The 17,715-nt window shown below is 69.9% G+C and carries 18 protein-coding genes; 7 read left to right on the top strand and 11 right to left on the bottom strand.

Translation table 11 applies throughout. The features are described from left to right. Positions 1-4: 4 nt before the first annotated feature. From BM345_RS23900 to BM345_RS23870, 7 genes are all read right to left on the bottom strand, one after another. Positions 5-1,015 (bottom strand): ABC transporter substrate-binding protein, encoded by a 1,011-nt coding sequence (locus tag BM345_RS23900; RefSeq protein WP_093384660.1) that lies wholly within the window; start codon positions 1,013-1,015, stop codon positions 5-7. 35 nt (positions 1,016-1,050) lie between these two features. Next, positions 1,051-1,950 (bottom strand): TauD/TfdA dioxygenase family protein, encoded by a 900-nt coding sequence (locus BM345_RS23895; RefSeq protein ID WP_093384658.1) that lies wholly within the window; start codon positions 1,948-1,950, stop codon positions 1,051-1,053. A 114-nt stretch (positions 1,951-2,064) separates the two neighbouring features. Next, complete coding sequence (locus BM345_RS23890; RefSeq protein ID WP_093384655.1) at positions 2,065-4,098, bottom strand: family 2A encapsulin nanocompartment cargo protein cysteine desulfurase; 2,034 nt, start codon at positions 4,096-4,098, stop codon at positions 2,065-2,067. Positions 4,099-4,111: 13 nt separating this feature from the next. Further along, entirely contained in the window at positions 4,112-5,050 is a 939-nt protein-coding gene (locus tag BM345_RS23885; protein ID WP_093384652.1) for a family 2A encapsulin nanocompartment shell protein, read from the bottom strand. A 76-nt stretch (positions 5,051-5,126) separates the two neighbouring features. Then, positions 5,127-5,399 carry a helix-turn-helix domain-containing protein gene (locus BM345_RS23880; protein WP_093384650.1) on the bottom strand — a complete coding sequence of 91 codons (273 nt, stop codon included), beginning with the start codon at positions 5,397-5,399 and terminating at the stop codon, positions 5,127-5,129. Further along, a complete protein-coding gene (epsC, locus tag BM345_RS23875) occupies positions 5,396-6,298 on the bottom strand; it encodes a serine O-acetyltransferase EpsC (RefSeq protein ID WP_093384647.1) in 903 nt (300 codons plus the stop codon). Before epsC ends, BM345_RS23880 begins: the two co-directional genes overlap by 4 nt. 48 nt (positions 6,299-6,346) lie before the next feature. Beyond that, positions 6,347-6,826, bottom strand: coding sequence for a rhodanese-like domain-containing protein (locus tag BM345_RS23870; protein WP_093384645.1), 480 nt, complete (start codon positions 6,824-6,826; stop codon positions 6,347-6,349). A gap of 222 nt (positions 6,827-7,048) precedes the next feature. On the opposite strand from BM345_RS23870, the gene BM345_RS23865 reads away from it, so the two are divergent. Then, the gene (locus tag BM345_RS23865) at positions 7,049-7,636 is read left to right on the top strand and encodes a DUF3237 domain-containing protein (RefSeq protein ID WP_093384642.1); all 588 of its coding nucleotides are present in this window, start codon (positions 7,049-7,051) and stop codon (positions 7,634-7,636) included. A 36-nt stretch (positions 7,637-7,672) separates the two neighbouring features. Here the strand turns inward: BM345_RS23865 and msuE are convergent, their stop codons facing one another. Then, positions 7,673-8,254 (bottom strand): FMN reductase, encoded by a 582-nt coding sequence (gene msuE / locus BM345_RS23860; RefSeq protein ID WP_093384640.1) that lies wholly within the window; start codon positions 8,252-8,254, stop codon positions 7,673-7,675. 212 nt (positions 8,255-8,466) lie between these two features. On the opposite strand from msuE, the gene BM345_RS23855 reads away from it, so the two are divergent. Genes BM345_RS23855 through BM345_RS23840 form a run of 4 tightly spaced genes read left to right on the top strand, consistent with a single transcriptional unit; the run spans position 8,467 to position 12,153 of the window. Continuing rightward, the gene (locus tag BM345_RS23855; RefSeq protein WP_093384637.1) at positions 8,467-9,543 is read left to right on the top strand and encodes an ABC transporter substrate-binding protein; all 1,077 of its coding nucleotides are present in this window, start codon (positions 8,467-8,469) and stop codon (positions 9,541-9,543) included. Between the two features lie 21 nt (positions 9,544-9,564). Further along, positions 9,565-10,410 carry an ABC transporter ATP-binding protein gene (locus tag BM345_RS23850; RefSeq protein WP_093384635.1) on the top strand — a complete coding sequence of 282 codons (846 nt, stop codon included), beginning with the start codon at positions 9,565-9,567 and terminating at the stop codon, positions 10,408-10,410. Beyond that, entirely contained in the window at positions 10,407-11,261 is an 855-nt protein-coding gene (locus tag BM345_RS23845) for an ABC transporter permease (protein ID WP_093384632.1), read from the top strand. Before BM345_RS23850 ends, BM345_RS23845 begins: the two co-directional genes overlap by 4 nt. Continuing rightward, positions 11,254-12,153 (top strand): type 2 periplasmic-binding domain-containing protein, encoded by a 900-nt coding sequence (locus tag BM345_RS23840; RefSeq protein WP_093384629.1) that lies wholly within the window; start codon positions 11,254-11,256, stop codon positions 12,151-12,153. Before BM345_RS23845 ends, BM345_RS23840 begins: the two co-directional genes overlap by 8 nt. An 88-nt stretch (positions 12,154-12,241) precedes the next feature. Here BM345_RS23840 and BM345_RS23835 read toward each other — a convergent pair whose 3' ends face one another. The 3 genes from BM345_RS23835 to BM345_RS23825 all read right to left on the bottom strand — a co-directional run bounded on the left by BM345_RS23835 (position 12,242) and on the right by BM345_RS23825 (position 14,846). After that, positions 12,242-13,486: an MFS transporter gene (locus BM345_RS23835; RefSeq protein WP_093384627.1), complete on the bottom strand. Its 1,245-nt coding sequence runs from the start codon at positions 13,484-13,486 to the stop codon at positions 12,242-12,244. A gap of 99 nt (positions 13,487-13,585) precedes the next feature. Further along, positions 13,586-13,825: a hypothetical protein gene (locus BM345_RS23830; RefSeq protein WP_093384624.1), complete on the bottom strand. Its 240-nt coding sequence runs from the start codon at positions 13,823-13,825 to the stop codon at positions 13,586-13,588. Between the two features lie 115 nt (positions 13,826-13,940). After that, positions 13,941-14,846: a fatty acid desaturase gene (locus BM345_RS23825; protein WP_093384621.1), complete on the bottom strand. Its 906-nt coding sequence runs from the start codon at positions 14,844-14,846 to the stop codon at positions 13,941-13,943. Between the two features lie 168 nt (positions 14,847-15,014). On the opposite strand from BM345_RS23825, the gene BM345_RS23820 reads away from it, so the two are divergent. Then, positions 15,015-16,772, top strand: coding sequence for a rhodanese-like domain-containing protein (locus BM345_RS23820; RefSeq protein WP_093384619.1), 1,758 nt, complete (start codon positions 15,015-15,017; stop codon positions 16,770-16,772). Further along, the gene (locus BM345_RS23815) at positions 16,769-17,689 is read left to right on the top strand and encodes a TauD/TfdA dioxygenase family protein (protein ID WP_093384616.1); all 921 of its coding nucleotides are present in this window, start codon (positions 16,769-16,771) and stop codon (positions 17,687-17,689) included. Before BM345_RS23820 ends, BM345_RS23815 begins: the two co-directional genes overlap by 4 nt. Positions 17,690-17,715: the final 26 nt, after the last annotated feature.

Below are 17,715 nucleotides of genomic sequence, written 5' to 3'. Positions count from 1 at the left end.
CGGGTCAGTTGGCCTGCGCACCCACCGCGTCGTCGAAGAAGTAGTCCTTCACCGACTGCGGCTGGTTCTTGATGGCGCCCACGCGGTGCATGAACTGGCCCAACACCAGCGTGTTCTGCGGCTCGGTCTTGAACTGCACCTCGGGGTTGCGGATGATCTTCAGCAGCAGTGCGCGATCGGTCTTGGCGCCGCTCACCTTCAGGTAGATGTCGGCCGCCTGTTCCGGCTTCGCGCGCACGAACTCCGCCGCCTCGTCGAGCGCGGCAACGAAGGCCTTGTAGGTCTTGGGGTTCTCGGCGCGGAATTTCTCGGTGGCATAGAGCACCGTCGCAGAGGCCGGGCCGCCCAGCACGTCGTAGGAATTGAGCACGATGCGCGCGTTGGGGTTGCCGGCCAGCTCCTGTTCCTGGAAGGGCGGGTTGCCGAAATGGCCGCTGATCTCGGTGCCGCCCTTGATGATGGCCGCGGCCGCATCCGGGTGCGGCAGGGCCACGCTGATCTTGTCCAGCTTCGCGAACTCCTTGTCGCCCCACAGCTTGGCCGAGGCCATCTGCAGCACGCGCGACTGCACCGACACGCCCACGGCCGGCAGCGCGATGCGGTCCTTCTCGCTGAAGTCGGCAATGCTCTTCACGTTGGGGTTGTTGGTGACCAGGTAGTAGGGGAAGTTGCCTAGCGAGGCCACGCCCTTGACGTTCTGGCGGCCCTTGGTGCGGTCCCACAGCGTGAACAGCGGACCCACGCCGGCGCCGCCGATGTCGATGCTCCCCGACAGCAGCGCGTCATTCACGGCCGAGCCGCCCGAGAGCTGCAGGAACTCCACCTTCGCGTCGATGCCGGCGGCCTTGGCGTGCTTCTCGATCAGCTTCTGCTCCTGCGCGACGTTGAGCAGCAGATAGACGATGCCGAACTGCTGGGCGATGCGGATCTGGCCTTCCGCGTGGGCGGCCAGGGAGGCGGTGGCGAGGCCGAGCGCGGTGGCGATGGCCGCGGCGCGGCGGGTGATGGCTTTCATGGGGGTCCGGTTTCCTTGAGGTGGATGAGGCTGGATCAGAGCGGCTGGTCGCCCTCGATCGTGGTGCGGTAGAGCTTGCGCGGCAGGTGGTCGGGCGTGCCCGCCGCCAGGTGCAGCACCGAGCGGTTGTCCCAGAACACCATGTCGCCGGGCTTCCATTCGTGGCGGTAGGTGAAGGCCGGCTGCGTGCTGTGCGCGAAGAGTTGCGCCAGCAGGGCCTGGCCCTCGTCCTCGGGCAGGCCGACGATGCGCGTGGTGAAGTGCTCGCTGACGAAGAGCGCCTTGCGTCCCGTCTCGGGGTGGGTGCGCACCACGGGGTGCACGACGGGGCGCACCTCGTCCAGCTGCGCCTGCGTGAGCGCCGGACGCCAGGGGCTGCGGGCGCGCAGCTCCTCGTACTTCGCCAGGTAGCTGTGCTCGGCACTCAATGAGGAGACGGTGGCCTTCAGCGTTTCGGGCAGCGCCTCGTACGCGGCATGCTGGTCGGCGAAGAGCGTGTCGCCGCCTTCGGCGGGCAGGATCTGCGCGTGCAGCAGCGAGCCCAGGCTGGGCCGCTCCTTGTAGGACAGGTCCGAATGCCAGAAGGCGCCGGCATCGCCCAGGCCGATGGGCTCGCCCTTCTCCTTGATGTTGGAGACGATCAGCACCTCGGGCTGGCCGGCCAACTGGAACTTGCGCTGCACGTGGATCTGCAGCGGCCCGAAGCGCCGGCTGAAGGCCACCTGCTGTGCGGGCGTGATCTGCTGGTCGCGGAACACCAGCACGTGGTGGTCCAGGTGCGCGCGGTGGACGCGCTTGAAGTCGTCGTCGGAGAGTGGCTTCGTGAGGTCCAGGCCGACCACCTCGGCGGCGAAGGTGCCGGCGAGGGATCGGACCTGGAAGTCCTGCGCCGCGGACGGCGCGTCGGAAGGGGCGATGGAGGGGCTTGCGGACATGGGTGCGAATCTTCTGGGCCACGGTTGCGTGGCGGAAGACTGCACTCTAGGCAAAGGCCTTCAGATAAGGAACGACGAATTCGTTGCTTGCAAACTACCTGAACATCTAAAGGCTCAGCCCGCCCGGCGCTGCGATGCCAGCCTGCGCACCACCGTCCCCAGCCGATCGATCTCCTCGAAGGTGTTGTAGAAGGCCAGCGAAGGCCGCACCGTGGTCTCCACGCCGAAGCGCCGCAGGATGGGCTGGGCGCAGTGGTGGCCGGTGCGCACCGCGATGCCTTCCTCGTTCAACGCCTGCCCCACCTCCTCGGTGCTGTAGCCCTTCAGTACGAAGGACATCACGCTGGCCTTGTCCCGCGCCGTGCCGATGAGCCGCACGCCCTGGATCCCGCGCAGGCAGGCCATGCCGTATTCCAGCAGCTCGTGCTCGTAGCGGGCGATGTTCTCGATGCCGATGCGCCTGACGTAGTCGATGGCTGCACCCAGGCCCACCGCGTCGGCGATGTTGCCGGTGCCGGCCTCGAACTTGTTCGGGATGGGCTGGAACACGGTCTTCTCGAAGCTCACGTCGGCAATCATGTTGCCGCCGCCCTGCCAGGGCGGCATGTCCTCCAGCACCTCGCGCCGGCCCCACAGCACGCCGATGCCGGTGGGCCCGAAGACCTTGTGGCCGGAGAAGACGAAGAAGTCCGCGCCGAGGGCCTGCACGTCCACCCGCATGTGCGAGACCGACTGCGCCCCGTCGACCAGGGCCAGCGCGCCTGCGCGGTGCGCCAGCTCGACGATCTCCTTGACCGGCACCACCGTGCCAAGCGCGTTGGAGACCTGCGTCACCGCCACCAGCTTGGTGCGGTCGTTGAGCAGCTTGCGGTATTCGTCCAGCAGCACCTGGCCGGAGTCGTCGACCGGGATCACGCGCAGCTTCGCGCCCTTGGCCGCGGCCAGCTGCTGCCAGGGCACGATGTTGGCGTGGTGCTCCAGGTGGGAGACGATGATCTCGTCGCCCTCCCCCACGTGCTGCGCGCCCCAGCTCTTGGCCACCAGGTTGATGGCCTCGGTGGTGCCGCGCACGAAGATCACCTCGTTCACCTCGGGCGCGTTGATGAAGTCCTTCACGCGCTGGCGTGCGCCTTCATAGGCATCGGTCGCGCGGGCCGCCAGCTCGTGCGCCGCGCGGTGGATATTGGAGTTCTCGTGCTCGTAGAAATGCGAGATGCGCTCGATCACCTGGCGCGGCTTGTGGGTGGTCGCCGCGTTGTCGAACCACACCAGCGGCTGGCCGTTCACGCGCTCGGACAGGATGGGGAAATCGCGCCGCACCGCATGCACGTCGAAGGGCGGATGCCGCCCCGCACCGGCCAGCGGCGCCGTGCCGTGCGGCGCAGGCTTGGCGGGCGTGACGTAGCCGCTGGGCAGCACCACCGCATCGACGAAGTAGAACTTCGGCTCTGCCGAGGGGGCGGTGGTCGCCGGGCCCGGGACGCCGGCCGCCCGGGGCGGCTCGGCATGGGCGCTGAAGGGCTGGCTGGCCAGCAGGTCCAGCGGATCGCCCTTTGCCGGGTCCGCGCCGCCTGGCGACGGATGGCCGTGGGCCGCATCCAGGAAGTAATACGGCGCGGCGCCGCCGGCCGGATGCGACGCGGCCCGCTGCGCCGAGGCGCCGCCCGGCTCGGGCACGCCGAGCGCGGCGCCGCCGAAGCGCGGCTCGTACGCAGGCAGCGGGCCGATCACGGTGTCGGGCACGCCATTGCCGGCCGGTGCATGCGGCAGCAGCGCGGGTGCGCGGTGGGCCAGCGAGGCCAACGGCGTGGGCGACGCCGGCAGCAGGTTGGTGCCGGGCACGGTGCCCTGCGGGATCGGCGTGCCGGGCACCGAGGGCCCGAAGCCGGCCGGGCTGGCCAGCGGCGAACCTGCCGGCGCGATGTTGACTGGCGCCTGCACGCCGGCGAGCGGGCTCGCCTGCCCGACGCCAGGCAAGGCCGAAGGCGGTGTGCCGGGCACGCCGGCCGCCGTCGCGAGGCCGGTGGGATGCGAGGCCTCGCCCGGCAGCGCCGCGAACAGCGCCGAGGCCATGCGTGCCAAGGCCGCCGGATCGATCGGCGCCTCCGGCCCTTGCGGCAGCCCCCTGGATGGGAAAGCGGATGTCATCGAGCGCGTGCGCCTACTTGTAGGTGTCCAGCGCCGAGTAGTCGTGGTAGCGGTTGATCTCCACGTCGTCGAGCACCGCCAGCGCATCGGGCGTGAGCACCGCCAGCGAGCAGTACAGCGAGATTAGGTAGGAGGCGATGGCGTGGTTGTTGATGCCCATGAAGCGCACCGACAGCCCGGGGCCCTGCTCGCCCGGCAGGCCGGGCTGGAACAGGCCCACCACGCCCTGGCGCTTGTCGCCCACGCGCAGCAGGATGATCTTGCTCTTGCCGTCGGCCACCGGCACCTTGTCCGAGGGGATCAGCGGAATGCCCCGCCAGGTGATGAACTGCGAGCCGAACAGGCTCACCGTGGGCGGCGGCGTGCCGCGGCGGGTGGCCTCGCGCCCGAAGGCGGCGATGGCCAGCGGATGCGCCAGGAAGAAGGCCGGCTCCTTCCACACCTTGGTCAGCAGCTCGTCCAGGTCGTCCGGCGTGGGCGGGCCGCCCAGCGGGAAGATGCGCTGCTCTTCCGTCACCTGGGCCAGCAGGCCGTAGTCCGGGTTGTTGATGAGCTCGCTCTCCTGGTTCTCCTTGATGGTCTCGATGGTCAGGCGCAGCTGCTCCTTGATCTGGTCGTGCGGGCTGCTGTAGAGGTCGGAGATGCGGGTGTGCACGTCCAGCACGGTCGAGACCGCATTGAGGAAGTACTCGCGCGGATGCTCTTCGTAGTCGACGTAGGTGCGCGGCAGCTGGTTCTCGCTTTCCTTGGCCGTGCAGGTGACCTTGATGTCTTCCGGGTTCTTCACCTTGTTGAGGCGGTAGATGCCCGCCTCCACCGGCACCCACTGCAGCAGGTGCGTCAGCCAGCGCGGGCTGATGGTGGCCAGCTGGGGAACGGTCTTGGTGGCATTCGCCAACTGGCGCGCGGCCAGGTCGCCCAGGGCGGTGGTGCCGCCGACGGTTGCAGTCATGAAAACTCCGGATAACGGTGGAACAGGCGGTCGGGGACCGTGCTTCAACCAGTGTCCGCGCAGCCCCGGCCTGGCCTCAACTGGCTATAGCCGCCAATTCGATGCCCCGGGCCACCCGCTGCTGCTCGATGCGCTCGCAATGCGACAGCAGCCCGGCCAGGTTGATCTCCAGCGCGCGCGAGAGCTTGTAGGCGGTGACGATGGAGGCGATGGCGCGCCCGCGCTCCACCTCGCCCACGTAGGAGCGGTTGAGCTGCGAATGCTCGGCCAGTTCCTCCTGCGACCAGCCGCGCTGCTCGCGCAACTGGCGCACCGCCACGCCGAAATGCTCGACCAGCGTCGCACTCATCGGCTGTTGCGCAGGCTGGCCTGCGTGATGCTGGCGCCGGGCGCCACGTCGTCGGTGATCCAGACGTTGCCGCCGATGGTGGCGCCGCGGCCGATGACCACCTGCCCGAGGATGGTGGCACCGGCATAGATGACCACCTCGTCCTCCACCGTCGGGTGGCGCGGCCGGCCCTTGTGCAGCACCCCGTCGGCATCGGCCGAGAAGCGCTTGGCGCCCAGCGTCACGGCCTGGTAGACGCGCACGTGTTCGCCGATCACGGCCGTCTCGCCGATCACCACCCCGGTGCCGTGGTCGATGAAGAAGGCGCGCCCGATGCTCGCGCCCGGATGGATGTCGATGCCCGTCTGCGAATGCGCGATTTCGGCCACGATGCGCGCCAGCAGCGGCAGCCCCAGCCGGTAGAGCTGGTGCGCCAGCCGGTGGTGGATCATGGCCAGCACGCCCGGATAGCACAGCAGTACCTCGTCCACGCTGCGCGCGGCCGGGTCGCCCTGCCAGGCAGCCAGCACGTCGCTGTCGAGCAGGCGGCGTATGGCCGGCAGCGCTGCCGCGAAGTCGCGCACCCGCTCGGTGGCCTGCTGGGCGATGGCCTGCGAATCGGCCGCTTCCTGCCGTGTTGCAAAGGCCAGCTCCAGGCGGGCCTGCGCCGCCAGCGCATGCAGCGCCGAATCGAGCGTGTGGCCGACGTAGAAGTCCTCGCTTTCGTGGCGCAGGTCCAGCGGGCCCAGGCGCATGGGGAACAGCGCACCGGCCAGCTGCGTGGTCACATGGGCCAGCGCATCGCGGGACGGAAACTCGCGCGCCCCGGGCTCGCGGGAACGCTGCTGCGCATCGCGCCAGTCATTGCGCGCCTCGTGCAGCGCGCGCACCACGCCTGCCACGTCGAACACCGACGACATGCTTCCTCCCTCCTGTTGTTCTTTGCGAAACGAAGCGAGGCGAGCGGCTCAGTCCTGTACCCAGGGCAAGCCCTGGAAGCGCCAGCCGTCGCCGTGGCCGCGCTGGCCATGCGCGTCGATCTCACCCTCGAAGCCTTCGAGCACGTTGTAGGCCTGCGTGAAGCCGGCCGCGGTCGCCGCCTCGGCCGCAAGCACCGAGCGCTTGCCCGAGCGGCACAGCAGCAGCGCCACCGCCTCCTTGCCGCCGTCCTTGGCCAGGCGCGCCTCCAGCTCGCGCACGAAGCGCGGGTTGCGGGTGAGCGCGGTGCCGGTGGCCCAGGGCACGTGCAGGCTCTCGGGCACATGGCCCACGAACTTGCGTTCCTCGGCCGAGCGCACGTCCACCAGCACGGCATGGCCCTGGCGCACCAGTTCCCAGGCGGCCTGCGGCGACACGCCGCCGGCGTAGGCGAGGCCCTGTTCGCGCGCCTCGGCCCGGGCGGCTTCCAGTGCTGGCGGCAGCACGAGTTCAGCGGTATCCGTCGACATCGGCAATGGCTCCTTCGTTGTGTGGCGATGAATAAACGATGGCTCGAATCTAGGGGCCGGACCGCGAAGATCAAACGAATAAAAGGTGAATTCGAAACAACCAAATCAACTTTGGAGGACGCCCTGCTGCGCAGGCCCGCTTACGAATGGGCGCACTTCCGAGCTTGAATTGGTTATTTCTCATAACCATAATCAGTGCATCGAACAACACGGAGACAAACGATGACGGACACCCTCGAAGCACCCGCACCCGTCGGGCGCACCTCCCGCCGCGGCCTCCTGCTCGCGGGCGCCGCGGCCGTTGCTGGCGCACAGGCGGCAAGGGCCGCGGATGTGCCGCCGCCCGCCCTGCCCACGACGCCTACGACCGGCACGGTGCCCATGAACCTGCCCGGAACGGAGTTCGTCTACGAGGCCATCGTGGACCTCGCGCCCACCCTGCAGCTGGGCATGTCCCCGCTGGGCGATCGGCGCATGGTCCCCATCACCGGCGGCACCTTCGAGGGGCCGGGCCTGCGCGGCACCGTCATGCCCGGCGGCGCCGACCGGCAACTGGTGCGCCGCGACGGCTCGGTGGCGCTGGACGCGGTCTACGAACTGCAGACCGAGGACGGCGTCGTCATCTCGGTGCGCAACCGTGTGCTGTCGCGCCGGCCCAAGGATGCGCCGGCCTATGTGTTCTCGAACATCGAGCTGACGGCGCCCGAGGGGCGATACGGCTGGCTCAACGACTTCGTCTACGTCGGCACGCTCAACAGCCTGCGGCCGCAGCGCGCCGCGGTGGTGATCCGGGCCTACAAGGTCGTCTGAGCCGGTCCGGCCGGCGGCCCCGAAAGTCCGGAGCGCTCAGGCCGCCAGCGACAGCGCAGGCGCAGTCGCCTTGGCGTTCAGCCGCTGACGCAGCAGGGGCAGCGCACGTTCCACCGCCAGTGCGATGCGCGCCTGGAGGCCATCGCTGCTGACGCGGTAGTTGTCGAACTCCTTGTCGGTGCCATACACGCCGATCGGCAGCGTCTGCGCCTGGAAGAAGGCGAAGAGCGGACGCAACTGGTGATCGATGGCCAGCGCATGGCGGTCGCTGCCGCCGGTGGCGGCCAGCAGCACCGGCACGTCGATCAGTGCGTCCTGGTGCACGAAGTCGAACAAGTGCTTGAACAGGCCCGTGTAGGTGCCTCGGAAGATGGGGCTGGCCACCACCAACAGGTCGGCTGCCTCGATGTCCCGCAGCAGCTGCTCGATGTCCGCCGGCAGCTTCGCGCGGTGCAGCACGTTGCCGAAGCGGGGCACGATTTCCCCGAGCTCGATCAGGCGCGTTTGCGCGGGCAGCGCGTCGCTCAGGCCTTCGAGCAGCTGCTCGACCAGGGCGAGCGTGCGCGAGGGGCGTTGCAGGCCGCCGGAGACGGCGACGATCTTGAGTGTCTTTGGCATGGAGATCGTGAAGGTCAGGAGATCAGGCAGGGGCAGTTCTCAAAGGCGCGACCTTAGTCCGGGCGCGAGCGCATCCAAAGAACGAATTGCGCGTATCGATATGCGGCGCGCAGCTGCGCATATGCATGCTTGCTTTTCTTCGTTGGGCGATGGGAAGGCGCTTCCTACGATGCGCCACTCCCCAGCAGCCGGCATCACGCCCGACAAAAGCCATGAACAACGAACTCCTCCGCTCCTCCCCGTCCCGCCGCAGCGCACTGCGCACCCTGGCCTCCATCGGCCTGGCCGGGAGCGCAGGCACCCTGGCCCTGGCACTGGGCGGCTGCTCGCGCGAGGACAAGGCGGCCGCGGCCGGCACGGGCGGCCCCGCGGTGGTGAAGAGCGCGGGCGAGAAGGTCGCGTTCAAGTACCCGGACAACCCCTCCTTCGACCTGATCTACCTGGCCGACCAGCTGGGCTACTTCGAAGGCAGCAGCACGCGCCCGCAGTACGTGGGCAAGATCGCCGCGCCGCAGATCATCCCGCTGGTGGGCACCGGCGAGATCGACTTCGGCTCGCGCATGGTGCCGCTGGTGATCTCGGCCATCGCGTCGGGCGCCGACCTCAAGGTGGTGGCCGCCGGCGGCAAGACGCTGCAGGAAGCGCCGCACATGAAGTACTTCGTGCGCAAGGACTCGGGCATCCGCTCACCCAAGGACCTGGAAGGCAAGACCGTGGGCTTCAACAGCTTCGGTGCCTGCGCCGAGTTCGTCACCAAGAAGTTCCTGCGCGAGAAAGGCGTGGACGTGACCAAGATCAACTTCCTGGTGGTGCCCGACGAGCAGGCCGAGCAGACGCTGGTCACCGGAAACACCGACCTGGCCATCATCCACGCGCCCTTCTCCGGCCGCGCCGACAACGCCCAGCAATTGGTGCGCCTGTGGAGCGACTTCGACCTGGACGGCGGCCTGGGCGGCATGGCGCCCTACAGCGGCCACGGCCGCTTCATCCGCGAGCATCCCGAGGCCACGCGCGACGTGGTGGTGGCCCTGGCCAAGGCGGCCAACTGGGTCAACGCCAACCCGGAGGAGGCGCGCAAGCTGGTGTCCAAGCGCATCAACATGGCGCTGGAGAACGTGGACCGCTACGCCTACGTCGACGACCTGGTGGTCACCGAGCCGCCGATCCAGTACTACATCGACATCCTGCAGTCCGAGGGCAAGCTGGCCGCGGGCAAGGTGGAAGTCAGGCAGGTCTACACCAACGAGTTCAACCCCTACGCGCAGGCCCCGGCCACGGCGAAGTCCTGAACGCACCGAAGGCCTGACCGAATGACGACCAAGATCTCGGCGCGCGGCGTGCACATGGACTATGCCGCGCGCGGGCCCGGCGGGCGCATCCGCGTGCTCGACCATTTCGACCTCGACGTGCGCGAGGGCGAGTTCCTCTCCATCCTCGGCCCCTCGGGCTGCGGCAAGTCCACCTTCCTGGGCATCCTGGCCGGACTCACGCCGCACAACGGCGGCAGCATCACCGTGGACGGCAAGCCCCTGGCTGGCATCAACCGGCAGCAGGGCGTGGTGTTCCAGGGCTATGCGCTCTTTCCGTGGCGCACGGTGCTGGACAACATCGCGGTGGGCCTCGAGATCCGCGGCATCGATAAGGCGCAGCGCCGACGCACCGCGCACGAGTACCTGGAGCTGGTGGGCCTGCACGGCTTCGCCGACCGCTATCCGCATGAACTTTCCGGCGGCATGAAGCAGCGCGTGGCCCTCGCGCGCTCGCTGGCCTACAAGCCCGACCTCCTGCTCATGGACGAGCCCTTCGCCGCGCTCGATGCGCAGACGCGCGAGATCCTGCAAAGCGAGCTGCTGCGCCTGTGGGAGCACCACCGCAAGACCATCGTGTTCATCACCCACAGCCTGGACGAGGCGATCTACCTCTCGGACCGCGTGGCGGTGATGACGCAGCGGCCCGGGCGCATCAAGCAGGTCATCGACATCCCGCTGGCGCGCCCGCGCTCGGCGGAGCTGCGCAACACCGCCGAATTCGCCCAGCTGCGCCAGCGCGCCTGGGAGGTGCTCAGGGACGAGGTGCAGTTCGGCGTTGCGCCGCTGGGCGCCACGGCCAACCCGGCCGAGCGCAAGGAGCATGCGGTCGCGGAGGCCACGCAATGAGCGCGAACCTGCAAGGGGGCGCCGGCGCGCTCGGCACCCTGCCCTCCGCGGACGGCGAGCGCCTGACCATCGTTGCCAGGCTGCGGCCGGCCTTCGCGCTGGCGCAGGGCGGACTGGGGCTGGTGCTTTTCCTGCTGCTGTGGGAGCTGCTGCCGCGCACCGGCATCGTGAGCGACGCCTACCTGAGCCCGCCTTCCGCGGTGCTGTCCAGCATCTGGGATCTCGTCGAGAAGGGCCAGCTATGGAAGCACATCGCGGCCAGCCTGCAGCGCTCGCTGTGGGGCCTGCTGCTGGCCATCTCGGCAGGCGTGCTGCTGGGCCTGGTCATGGGCGCGGTGCGGCCGCTGGAGCGGCTGCTCGACCCGGTGCTGCAGCTGTTCCGCCAGACCTCGGCCTTCGCGCTGTTCCCGGTGTTCATTTTGTTCCTGGGCATCGGCGAGCTGTCGAAGGTGGCGATCATCTTCTGGGCCTCCTTCTGGCCGGTGCTGCTCAGCACCATCAGCGGCGTGAAGCAGGTGGACCGCCTGCTCATCAACTCCGCCCTGTCGATGGGCGCGTCGCGCGCCTTCATCTTCTTCAAGGTGGTGCTGCCGGCGGCGCTGCCCTCCATCTTCACCGGCGTGCGGCTGGCGGGGGCCTACTGCATCACCGCGCTGGTGGCGGCGGAGATGATCGGGGCGCATTCGGGGCTGGGCTTCCTCACGCTCAACTCGCAGGAGACTTTCCAGATCCCCACCATGTACGCCGGCATCTTCCTGCTGGCGGTGCTGGGGCTGCTGCTGAACTACCTGCTCGCGCTGCTGGAGCGCCGGCTGCTGCGCTGGCGCCGGGGATTGAGCCTTGATGACTAGGATCGCCCTGCCCCGGCGCGGCATCGCGCTGGCCGGCGCGCTGGCGCTGCTGCTCCTGTGCGCGCTGGCAGCCACCCAGGTGCCGGCCGCCTCCGCCCTCGCGCGCCGGGTGCTGCCCGCACCGCCCGCCGCCAGCCTGCCGGTGGGCCCGCTGCTGGAGCGCGCCATGCAGCGCGGCCTGCTGGTGGTGGGCGTGCGCAGCTATGCGCGGCCTGCACCGCCGGGTGCGCCGACCCCGGCCGAACCCGACAGCTACGACGTCGCCGTGGCCCAGGGCCTGGCCGACCGCCTCGGGCTGCGGCTGCAGCTGGTGGGACTGGCTTCGGCTTCGCAGGACGCGGCGCTGCACGAGGGCATCGTGGACCTGGTCGTCGCCGGCACCCTCGATGCGCCTGCGGGCCAGGGCACCGCGCTGGCGGACGGCGACTACGACAGCACGCCCGGCATGCTGGTCGGCCTGCGTTCGGGCCGGGTGCGCGGCACGGACGATCTCGCCGGCCAGCCGGTATGCGTGGTCCAGGGCTCCGGCCTCGCGCGCACCCTGGTCCGCCGCTACGAAGCGGCGCCCAGGGCCTACCCGTCTTCCGTGCACGCCGCCTCGGCCTTCATGGCCGGCGAGTGCCAGGCGCTGGCCGACCATGCCGACGTGCTGGAACGGCTGCTGCGCAACGACGAATGGCGCTTCTACCGCGCCATCGCCCGCGGCCTGGCACCCGAGGGCGACGCCGTGGTGCGGCTCGCCGCGGGGGACGAGCGTTCGCGCGAGTGGGTCGGCGCCGCGTTGCGCGAGTGGCAGCGCAGCGGCGAGCAGGACCGGGCCCGCAGCGCGCGCGTCGGCAACGTGCAGTTCGAGGTCGGCCTGCTCAAGGACGGCCTGGTCTGCCACTCCTGAGGCACCGCACGCTGCGCGAGAACCTGGGACTGCCGCGGCCGGAAAACCGCTACCTGCCGCCTCGCGACCCTCCCTCGGGTGGCCGGGTCTAGGCCGATCGCCCGGTGCCGGCCAGGCGTGGCGCCAGGGCCAGCATCACCGGGACCACGGCCAGCGCAGTGACGGCGGATCCCATCGCGGCCCAGGCGGGCCCGAACATGTCGCCGAGCGGGCCGAAGAGGAGCGGCATCGCCAGGGCGCTGCCTCCGAGGGTGCAGGTGTAGAAGATGCCGAAAGCCCGCTCCACACGGCCGTCGGGCGCCAGTTCCGGAACCGTGCCGTACAGCACCGAGGAGGTGCCGTTGAGCATCATGCCCAGCGGTGGCAGCAGGACGAGCGCAGGGGCCAGCGGCAGCAGCACCACGCCGACGATGCCCAGCGCCGTGGCCACCTCCGTCATCAGCACGGTGCGGGTCACGCCCAGCCGCGCCCCGAGCCAGCCGAAAGCCGCCTTGCCCAGCGCGCCGCCGATGAAGACCAGCGACAAGGCCAGGCCCACGGTCGTCAGCGCCGCTCCCTTGGCCTTGAGCAGGAACGGCAGGTAGAGCAGGAAGGCCGGCCGCGCCGCGTTGTCGAGCATGCCGATGGCCACGAGCAGCCAGAAGCCGCCCGTGCCAGCGTTCGCCGCATTGGCGCTGGTGCCGGTGCTGCGAGCCGGTCGCGGCTTCTGCGGTTCATTGCCGGGAGTTGCACCCGCGATGGATGGAGCGCGCGGCAGCAGAAGGCCCAGTGCCGCGGCCACGAGCAGGCCCAGGCCTGCCACCATCCAGAGCGTCGCGCGCCAGTCCACGACGGTGAGCAGGAAGCCGGCAAGCAGCGGCAGGCTGGCCTTGCCCAGGTCGCCGGCGAAGTTGTAGGTGCCCAGCGGCCCGCGCGCCGCGCGTCCGTAGGCACGCGAGACCATCGCCGAGCACAGCGGGTGCTGGGTGCTGCTGCCCGCTCCGCCGACGGCGAGCGCCGCGCACAGGCCCAGCAGCCCGCCCGAGGCACCCGCCAGCGCATAGCCGCAGGCACTGAGCAGCGTGCCGAGCAGCAGGATGGCGCGCGTACCGAAGCGCTGTGCCAGCCGGGTGGCAGGGATCTGCAGCAGTGCCATCACGCCGCTGTAGAGCGTGCGCAGCAGCGCCAGCGCGGCGTAGCCCAGGCCGAACTCCGATTGCCATACCGGCAGCAGGATGTAGATGAGGTCGGTGTAGCCGTCGTGCAGCGCGTGATTGAGCCCTGCCGCCGTGAGCGTGCGCCGGGCTTCCGGCGCCGGTGTGTCCAGTGGGATCGATGCTGCTTCGAGGGCCATCGATCGATGATGGCACACCGCCTTGCGAAAGGCTCGCCGCGGCGGCCTCCTGGTGCGGCGCGAAAACGTGGACCTCGCGCGACCGCCAGCCGATGGCGCTCAGGCGGCCGGCTTGGGACCGGCCGGCCAGGACAGCAGGGAGCGCAGTTCGCGCGGACAGGGGGCGCTCGCGCTGGCAGCGCGCAGGCGGCGCCGGATTCGAACCGGCACGTAGCCGCGCGGCGCACGGCGCGCCGCGGCGCGCGAGGACTCGGGCGCGATGTTCCAGGCGGCGGCCGTTCGCGCGATCACGGCGGTGGCGGTGTCCCGAAGGTCGTTGCTGTCAGGTGGCGTCGGCATTGCAATCGTTGGATCGTTGAAGGCTCCATTCTGTGAAGACTTCGGCGAATGGAGAACTACCGTTATCTCAGATGCATATGACGACACTGGCTTCGCGCGCGGGGACATCGTGCGCTCACCACTGCGGGTGCACAGGCCGGAACACCGGGCGAAGCAGGTAGCGCTGCAGGATCTGCGCATAGCCGCGGTAGTAGAAGTGGCCGTTGGCCTCCAGGACAGCCGCCCGGTTGCGCCGGAAGTGCCCGGGCAGCAGGTACCAGGGCATCGTCGGGCAGCGGTGGTGCACATGGTGCAGGTTGTTGTACAGGTACAGCAGCCCGAACAGGGCGTTCGACTCCACGATGGCCACGCGCTCGTGCGGCGAGTCGTCCCAGCGATGCTCGGTGAAGGAGCGCAGGGCGCCGAGCATCATGCTGGGGTAGATGAAGTACAGCAGGTAGTCGAGCAGCGGCATGCCCGAGACGGCCGTGATGTAGAAGAGGATCGGCGCGGTGCCCAGCGCATGGCCCACCCAGATGCGGGCATGCGCGAAGTCGCCCGCTGCCGCGCGGCCGAGCTCGGCGCGCAGCAGCTTGCCGAGGTAGAGCCAGGGACCCGCGACGAGGCGGAAGGCCAGCGTCTGGTTGGCCGCGAGCACCGTGCGCCGAAGGAACCCGTAGGACTGCCATGCAGAAGCCGAGTGGTAGGCACTCTCGGTGTCCTTCTGCGGATGCGTGAGGTGGAAGTTGACGTGGTGCGCGTTGTGGCTGTCGTGGTAGAGCCGGAAGGGAAGCCACAGCATGAGCGGCGGCCAGACCAGCGCCCAGCGCAAGGGCCTGGGCACATGCCGCATCGCATGGATGGCCTCGTGCTGCAGCGACGAATGCAGTTGCCCGAGGCACCCGCCCAGTGCGAACAGGAGCGCGGCGGGCAGCGCCGCATGCCAGTACACCAGGGCTGCCCAGGCGGCATAGAGCAGGAGCGCCAGGGCGATGGTCGGCGCCTCGTAGCGCAGGCAGAGAAACGCGAGTCGGGATTTCATGGCGGGGACAGGGTGCGGTGGGCGTTGAGGCAGCGGTCCGGAGGGCCGGCCCATCTTCAGGCTGCGCCGCGCATCCGCTTGCGACCATTGCGCATGTGCACATGCGGGATTCGTCTCAGCCGCCGGCCTGCGAGGCCGTAGAGTCAGCCAAAGCGACGACACCCGGCCATGGCCCACGCCCCCGCATCCCCATCCATCACGCCCCCGGACCTCCTGGCATTGCTCCTGGGCAAGGAGGAGGTGGCGCTGCTCGACGTCCGTGAGGCGCGTGCCTACGTGGCCGGACACCTGGGCCTGTCGCGCATGGCGCCCCTGTCCACGCTGGAGCTCGAAGTACGCGCGCTGGTGCCTCGCCTGGGCACGCCGGTCGTCCTGGTCGATGGCGGTGATGCGCCAGGTCCTGCATTGCGCGCCGCCGCCCTGCTGGGACGCCTGGGCTACCTGGACGTCCGCATGCTTGCCGGCGGCACGGCCGGCTGGCGAGCGGCCGGCCTGCCCCTGATCGACGGCTACGGCACCCTCGTGAAGGCCTTCGGTGACCGCGTCCGCAGGCATTACGCCACGCCCACGCTGCCAGGCGCGGCAGTGCGCGCGGCCCAGGCCTGCGGCCGGCCGGCGACCCTGGTCGATGTGCGACCTGCCGGCGAATACGCCTACCTGTCCGTGCAGGGTGCAGGCAACCATGCGGGGACCGAGCTGGCCCTGCGCGAATGGCCGGCCGGCGCCACGGAGGCGCCGTGGGTGCTCAACTGCTTCAGCCGCACGCGCGGCATCATCGGCACCACCACGCTCGGGCTGCTGGGTCACCCCGATGCCCACTTCCTCGAGGACGGCGTGATGCAATGGGCGCTCGACGGCGCGCCGGTCGTCCAGAACGCTCGGCCCGCGGTCGAACTGCCGCAGGCGAGCGAGGAGGAGCTGCGGCGCCGGGCGGACAGCTTGGTCGATCGCTTCGCACTCCCGCGCCTGGATGCAGACGCACTGCTGCAGTTGCGCGCCGAGTCCGGCCGGTCCCTCTACCAGTTCGACCTGCGTCCGGGAGCGGGCGATGCGTTCGAGCCCGCCCACGGCGCACGCGCGGTGGCAGGCGGACAGCTGCTGATGCATTTCGAGAACCTCGTGGGCACCCGCCATGCCCGCATCGTGCTCTTCGACGAGCCGCATGGCCTGCGCGCAGCGGTCACGGCCTTCTGGCTTCGGCAGCTCGACCAGTTCGAGGTCTTCATCTTCGAAGGCCGATGGCCCGAGGCTGGCCAGGATGAGGACGAGACCGCACCGCAGCCATCGGACGAAGCCGTGCCCGCCGGCCTGTCCGCGGCCCAACTGAAGGCCTTGCTCGCATCGGCGAGCGCCTCCATCGTGATCGTGGACGTGGGGCCGAGCTTCGATTTCGAGCGCGCCCACCTGCCGGGCGCGCATTTCCTGTTGCCCTGGACGCTGGAGCCGTTGCACCCATTCCGCGAAGCCGGTAAGCGCATCGTGTTCAGCTCGCCGGACGGTCGCGCCGCACGGCTTGCCGCGAGAGACACGCGCGAGCGATGGCCAGGCAGCGATGCGGGCTGGCTGCGGGGCGGGACTGTCGGATGGCAGGCCGCTGGCCTGCCGGTGGAGCAGGCCTGGGAACCCCGGCGGCTGCTCACGCCCTTCGACGACGACTGGGGTTCCGTCATGCGCGTGCCTGCCGCCCGGCGCGACCGTGCATGGGCGGACTACCTCGCCTGGGAGCGCGGCGTGAGCGAGCGCCTTGCCGCCGACCCGACGGTGCGCTTCAGGCTGTTCCCTCGCCCCGCGAAGTTCGAGGCGGCGAGCCTGGCGGCCGGGCGCATATGCGCTGTCCGCATGTCCTCAGGCGATTTCCTTCCTTCGGCAAAGGGCGCGCGATTCCTACGATGCACAGCTTCCCCACCGTTGTCGCGCAAGCCATGAGCACCACCGTAGCGGAGCGTCCGCTCCAAGCCTCCCCGCCCGCCGCCTACCCCGCCTGTAAATTCCGCATCGCCGCGCAGAACGCGGCGCTCGGCGCCGTGGTCGACGGCTTCGACATCCGCAGCACCCCGACGGGCGCGCAGGTGCATGCCCTGAAGAACGCGCTGCGCGACCACCACCTCCTGGTCTTCCGCGGCCAGCAGCCCGACGACGACGCCTTCCTGCAGTTCAGCAGCTACTTCGGCACCGTCTTCGCCCCGCCGCGCGATGCGCCCGTGCTGGGCTCGGACCCCTATGGCACGGCGCCGGACATCGTGCTGGTCGCCAATGTCGAGGACGGTCTCCTGGGCAACGCCGAGCTGACGGCCCACGCCGACCACCACTGGACGCCGCAGCCCTCCTCGGGCTCGCTGCTCTACGCGCTGGAGATCCCGGCCGCCGGCGGCGACACCACCTGGCACAACCTGGTCAGCGCCTACGAGGCGCTGGACGACGCCACGCGCCGCCAGATCGACGGCCTGCAGCTCATCACCTACAACCCCTTCCTGCGCAAGCGCCATCCGCTGCCGGGCGCGACCAGCGTGCCGCGCTACCGCACGCCCGACATCGAGCCGCTCACGCCCTGGGTCGCGCATCCGCTGGTGCGCACCCATCCGCAAAGCGGCAAGCGACTGCTCTACCTGGGCGAGGCAACCGAGGTGGAGATCGTCGGATACGACGCGGCACGCGGCGCGGCGCTGATCGCCCGGCTGCGCGAGCACCTGCTGCAGCCATGCTTCGCCTACACGCACCGCTGGCAGGTGGGCGACATCGTCTACTGGGACAACCAGGCCACCCTGCACAGCCGCACCGCCTTCGACCCGGCGCTGCGCCGGCGTCTCAAGCGCATCAGCCTGTCGGGCAGCCGCCCCTACTGAAGACGTCCCTCCTTCTTTGCACTGCA

Source organism: Variovorax sp. OV329 (genome assembly GCF_900114785.1).
Classification (GTDB): domain Bacteria; phylum Pseudomonadota; class Gammaproteobacteria; order Burkholderiales; family Burkholderiaceae_C; genus Variovorax.
Note: the sequence above shows the minus strand (reverse complement) of the source record. Positions and strands in the feature narration are given on the sequence as shown.

Bases quoted from the DNA above. Each gene is read 5' to 3' on its own strand.
- BM345_RS23850 (WP_093384635.1), top strand. From the start codon at position 9,565: ATGACGACCAAGATCTCGGCGCGCGGCGTGCACATGGACTATGCCGCG.
- BM345_RS23890 (WP_093384655.1), bottom strand. From the start codon at position 4,098: ATGACATCCGCTTTCCCATCCAGGGGGCTGCCGCAAGGGCCGGAGGCG.
- BM345_RS23855 (WP_093384637.1), top strand. From the start codon at position 8,467: ATGAACAACGAACTCCTCCGCTCCTCCCCGTCCCGCCGCAGCGCACTG.
- BM345_RS23900 (WP_093384660.1), bottom strand. From the start codon at position 1,015: ATGAAAGCCATCACCCGCCGCGCCGCGGCCATCGCCACCGCGCTCGGC.
- BM345_RS23880 (WP_093384650.1), bottom strand. From the start codon at position 5,399: ATGAGTGCGACGCTGGTCGAGCATTTCGGCGTGGCGGTGCGCCAGTTG.
- BM345_RS23870 (WP_093384645.1), bottom strand. From the start codon at position 6,826: ATGTCGACGGATACCGCTGAACTCGTGCTGCCGCCAGCACTGGAAGCC.
- BM345_RS23820 (WP_093384619.1), top strand. From the start codon at position 15,015: ATGGCCCACGCCCCCGCATCCCCATCCATCACGCCCCCGGACCTCCTG.
- BM345_RS23885 (WP_093384652.1), bottom strand. From the start codon at position 5,050: ATGACTGCAACCGTCGGCGGCACCACCGCCCTGGGCGACCTGGCCGCG.
- BM345_RS23825 (WP_093384621.1), bottom strand. From the start codon at position 14,846: ATGAAATCCCGACTCGCGTTTCTCTGCCTGCGCTACGAGGCGCCGACC.
- msuE (WP_093384640.1), bottom strand. From the start codon at position 8,254: ATGCCAAAGACACTCAAGATCGTCGCCGTCTCCGGCGGCCTGCAACGC.
- BM345_RS23815 (WP_093384616.1), top strand. From the start codon at position 16,769: ATGAGCACCACCGTAGCGGAGCGTCCGCTCCAAGCCTCCCCGCCCGCC.
- BM345_RS23845 (WP_093384632.1), top strand. From the start codon at position 10,407: ATGAGCGCGAACCTGCAAGGGGGCGCCGGCGCGCTCGGCACCCTGCCC.
- BM345_RS23830 (WP_093384624.1), bottom strand. From the start codon at position 13,825: ATGCCGACGCCACCTGACAGCAACGACCTTCGGGACACCGCCACCGCC.
- BM345_RS23835 (WP_093384627.1), bottom strand. From the start codon at position 13,486: ATGGCCCTCGAAGCAGCATCGATCCCACTGGACACACCGGCGCCGGAA.
- epsC (WP_093384647.1), bottom strand. From the start codon at position 6,298: ATGTCGTCGGTGTTCGACGTGGCAGGCGTGGTGCGCGCGCTGCACGAG.
- BM345_RS23840 (WP_093384629.1), top strand. From the start codon at position 11,254: ATGACTAGGATCGCCCTGCCCCGGCGCGGCATCGCGCTGGCCGGCGCG.
- BM345_RS23895 (WP_093384658.1), bottom strand. From the start codon at position 1,950: ATGTCCGCAAGCCCCTCCATCGCCCCTTCCGACGCGCCGTCCGCGGCG.
- BM345_RS23865 (WP_093384642.1), top strand. From the start codon at position 7,049: ATGACGGACACCCTCGAAGCACCCGCACCCGTCGGGCGCACCTCCCGC.